Origin of the sequence: Shewanella sp. CG12_big_fil_rev_8_21_14_0_65_47_15 (assembly GCF_002783505.1) — a bacterium.
In the GTDB taxonomy this organism is placed as follows: domain Bacteria; phylum Pseudomonadota; class Gammaproteobacteria; order Enterobacterales; family Shewanellaceae; genus Shewanella.
Genome location: NZ_PFGL01000054.1, coordinates 1 through 4,078, shown reverse-complemented (window position 1 = coordinate 4,078; position 4,078 = coordinate 1). Strand labels below are relative to the sequence as shown.

Below are 4,078 nucleotides of genomic sequence, written 5' to 3'. Positions count from 1 at the left end.
CTATCCTTGAGGGTAAATTGCAGCAGGTGACTGCGCTGTGGGGTATAGCTGAGTATAGCTATATCATCTAAGTAAGCGCGCCAACTGCCATCACTGTCGGCTTCATAGTACTTATCGACATAATAAGTAGTGGTTGTGCTGCCTGACACTGTGCGACTCTGCTTGGCGCGCATATTATCGCTGCCGTAGATGAAGCGAGTGCTGGCGCCGCGACCATCGATAGTCAGCGGTTTATCCATGGCGTTGTAGGTCATGGTGAGACCATCACCAACCCGCAAATTACCGCGCTTGTCGTATTGAAAGTTTACTGTGGTGTTATTGAGCTTAGTCAGCTGGCACACTGCGTTAGGGCCAGCATTATTGCCTGCCGCACAGCTGGCATTGCCGCCATAACGGTAGGCAGTGGTGCTATTGGCGCTGTAATCGGTTTTCTTGAGGAAGTTGCCGACCTTATCGTAGGCATAGTTAACTGTGGCGCTAAAGGTCGGATTAGTGTTACTGAAACTGTAGCTTTCCAGTCGATTCAGCGTGTCGTAGTGGTAGCTTTTCGTCAGTCCTGTCACCCCATCACGCTCACTGGTGAGATTCATAAACTCATCGTAACCGTCGTAGTAGTGGGCATGAATACGCCCAAGCGGGCCATCCACCTCGACGCTCGCCATGGTGCCTTCGCTGTAATAGCTGCGGGATTCTGACATCACTCGGTTAGCTAAATCAGCGCCCGTGATATGGCCTGCTTCATCCATGGCGGTGATGCGCCGATATTGATAGCCCGAGGCGGCGTTGCTGGTCTGCTCGAGGTAGCCGTAATCGTTATACAGGTACTTGAGCGTCAGTCCATTGGGGTATTCCAAGGCTTTTGGTCTGCCGTAGAAGCCATCGTACTGATGCTTAACCGTGCGCGCCACGCCATCGACGGTGACTGTGGTTTGCGCCAATTGCAGCGCGGGCGTATAGGCATAAGTGCGGGCGACGCCGTTTTCGGTTTCAGAGGTGAGTAAGCCTTGTTTGAGCGTGTCCCACACAAAGGTCGCTGTCCCTGGGGCACTGCCGCCCGTGGTGGTTTTACTGGTGATACGTCCCAGCACATCCAGTACAGTGGTTTGTACCACGCCATTGGCATCGGTTTGCTTATCCAGTTCGCCTACACTGTTGTAACCGAAGACTGTGGTGCCCTGGTTAGGGTCGATGACCTGGGTTTTATGGCCAAAACCGTTGTAAGTGGCGACAATTTTTTTAGCGTTAGCATCTTGGATAACTAACGGTCTACCGGCGCTATCATAGGCAAAACGGTTAGTCCCATTCTGTGCATCCACGGTTTCATATAACCAGCCTTGACTACCATAGGTGCGCGACATCAATCGTCCTTCGACATTGATATCCGTGGTTAAACCGTTATAGGTGTATAGGGACTCTAGCCCACCGGAGCGCCCATTAGGGATAGTTCGTCTGCCGGGCCTATCGAGCGCATCAAAATCACTGAACTCGGTATAATCTGCCGCCGTGCCATTGCCATAGGGTGTCGATTCGCGGGTCATGCGTCCAAGTGCATCATAATGTTTATCTTGATACTGATAACCCCCATCAAAGCCTTGGGTTGCCGTGCGCAGTAAGCGACCTTGGCCGTCAACATACTGCTCCGTTTCGGGGATGCCGGCACCACTGGTGCGGGTCATCACCACTGGGATGTTGTCATTATCCTGGGGCGGATTGTACCCCTCATTGGCCAGTAAATAGCGCAAATAGCGAGTCGGGCTGCCCGTCTGTTTGACCTGCACCGGACGACCGATAGCGTCGTACTGGGTTTGGGTGACGATATTGTTGGGCGCTATCACCTTAGTGGGAAGCCCCAAGCCCCTATCGTATTCGGTAGTGGTGATATGGCCTTTGGCATTGGTGACCTTGTAAGGCAGATAGCCATCGTCAGCCTGAGTTGTGCCATCTTTCGTGTAGGTAAAGCTGGTTTGCCTTGCCGCCAAGGTACTACAAGCACTGCTTTGCCCTGTGGTTTTAGTCCACAGTGGCAGACCATAACTGTTTAGTCCGGTTTCTTCGACGCGATTGCAACTGCTATTACTGGCGGTGAAAGTCACCTTAGTGGGTAACTTATGAACAGCATTCCAGGTATTGACCGTTTGCAATTGCCACTGCGCCTTGTCCATCGTGCCGACGGGGTCGTTTCCCCAGTTGCGCTGTGCAGTATTGTGGCTCGTCTTTACCGAATTGAACTTATTGAGCCACCAGTTAGTGGTATCCACGGCAAAACTGGTTTCGGTCACACTGGTATAGGTATTCGTCTGACCCTTTATGTAATCGGTCACTTTTTGAGTTTGCTTTTTAATATTGCCCGATGCATCAACATCACTGGCACTTACTTGCACTTCTTGTGTTGATAAAGCGGTGCCTTGCAAGTCCCAACTTTGCTGTAGCGAACGGGTTTGAATATTGTGGTAAACACCGTTTATGGTGTGCTGTGGATTATCTGCCCAAGTGTTAGTCACTTGGTTAACGGTAGTCGAGCCCACGCTGACCGTTTGCTTGGTTAGCAATCCCACCTCAGGGAACTTCTGCTTGAAGATGCTATGCACCGTCTTATCCCGCTGCATATCCTTTTCCCAAATTTGATTAAATCCGGTAAAGCCACGTCCCTGCAGGTTGTACATCGCGCCTTTATAGGCATATTGGGTTTCATTTTCGCCATTCTGACCGTTGCTTTGCTTAAAGGACTGCACCACGTACATGCTAGAAGCAAAATTCATGTACCCAGTTCCCACTTCTACATGGTCAGTTGTATAAAGCTTTTGCTGCCCAGCACTCGCTTCACCTGTTGATAACGGACGATATCGCCACTGACTGATATTACCTAAACCATCTGTTACAGACTCTAAAAGATCTGCAGGTTGATAATCACTTAACGAACTCCCTGTTCCAGAACCATAGCTTCTTGAGATGTAAGCGCCATATTGGCTTCCCCACATTGATGATGCAGGATTGTTAATCCAAGTCCTAGACTCTAGTTCACTACCTTGCCCTAAGTAGTAAGGACCGTACGCTGTTACTAAGTCAATATTTCCATCACCAAACGCATCCAAAAATTGCGCCTGTGTCGCAGAACCATAATAACCAGTAGGCTTTCTCTCAATAGCAATTCGACCATCTTCTAACTCATTAAAATAAATTGCATCATATCGATAAATTGAACCGTCAATTCGATCACCTCCTAATGGTTTAGTTGGATATGTAAATAGAGATGAGTTTTCCTTAGTACCATAAAGTTGATCTCCACAGTAGATACGTCCCACATCTGAAGATAAATGATTAGCGCAGCCAGTTATTACTCTTTGACCAGGTAATAACCACTCGTTACGGCCATCTAAATTAATATCAGCAAATTGCATTGCATTTAGATATTTCGGATATTCAAAGCTCGCTTGCTCCCCACCACGAAGAAAAGTTTCAAATCGGGTTGATAATTTAGGATCTCCTACAAATTCCTGCCAATCTGTAAATTGAGCATTTCCTTTATTTAATCTATAACCTAGATTGACATTTAGAGGAGTTACCTTCCCCCAATGAATTATGTCTAATTTACCGTCTGCATTTATATCTGCAAACTGATAAAAAAACATTAAATCTGAAGCTAAGTTTATAGGGTTAAGATCAGGAGATGCAACCGAAACCCCAGTCCAAATTCTATTAAAGCTCTTATTCATGATGAATTTTGTTACTTTTCTAGTAGGGCCGTAAGCCGGAGCTTGGCTATCAAGCTCAATAAAGTCAGGAAGCGAATCCCCATCCAAATCGCCGACTAATTCATACTCTAATGGAGAACGTCTACCGCCATATAAAATGTCATCAACGCGCTTTATTAACTGTTTAGATGTATAAGGAGAACTCCTATTTCCAGTATTAAAATACACATACCAACTTGAATAGGTTTGAGCCTTTAAATTTGAATATAAACTGTCATGTTCATGCTCAAACATAACAAATAAGGATAGGCCGCGCATAGCCGCGACCTTATCCCAAGTGTTGAACAAGCCCGATGCTGGTTGTTGACACTTTATTATGCAAATAG

Annotated in this window: 1 protein-coding gene; it reads right to left on the bottom strand. The window is 47.2% G+C overall.

Annotated elements, in window-relative coordinates; all coding sequences use genetic code 11:
• Positions 1 to 3,398: toxin TcdB middle/N-terminal domain-containing protein (locus COW15_RS15145; protein WP_293633341.1), on the bottom strand; the 3,398-nt coding region annotated here is incomplete at its 3' end.
• Positions 3,399 to 4,078 lie beyond the last annotated feature (680 nt).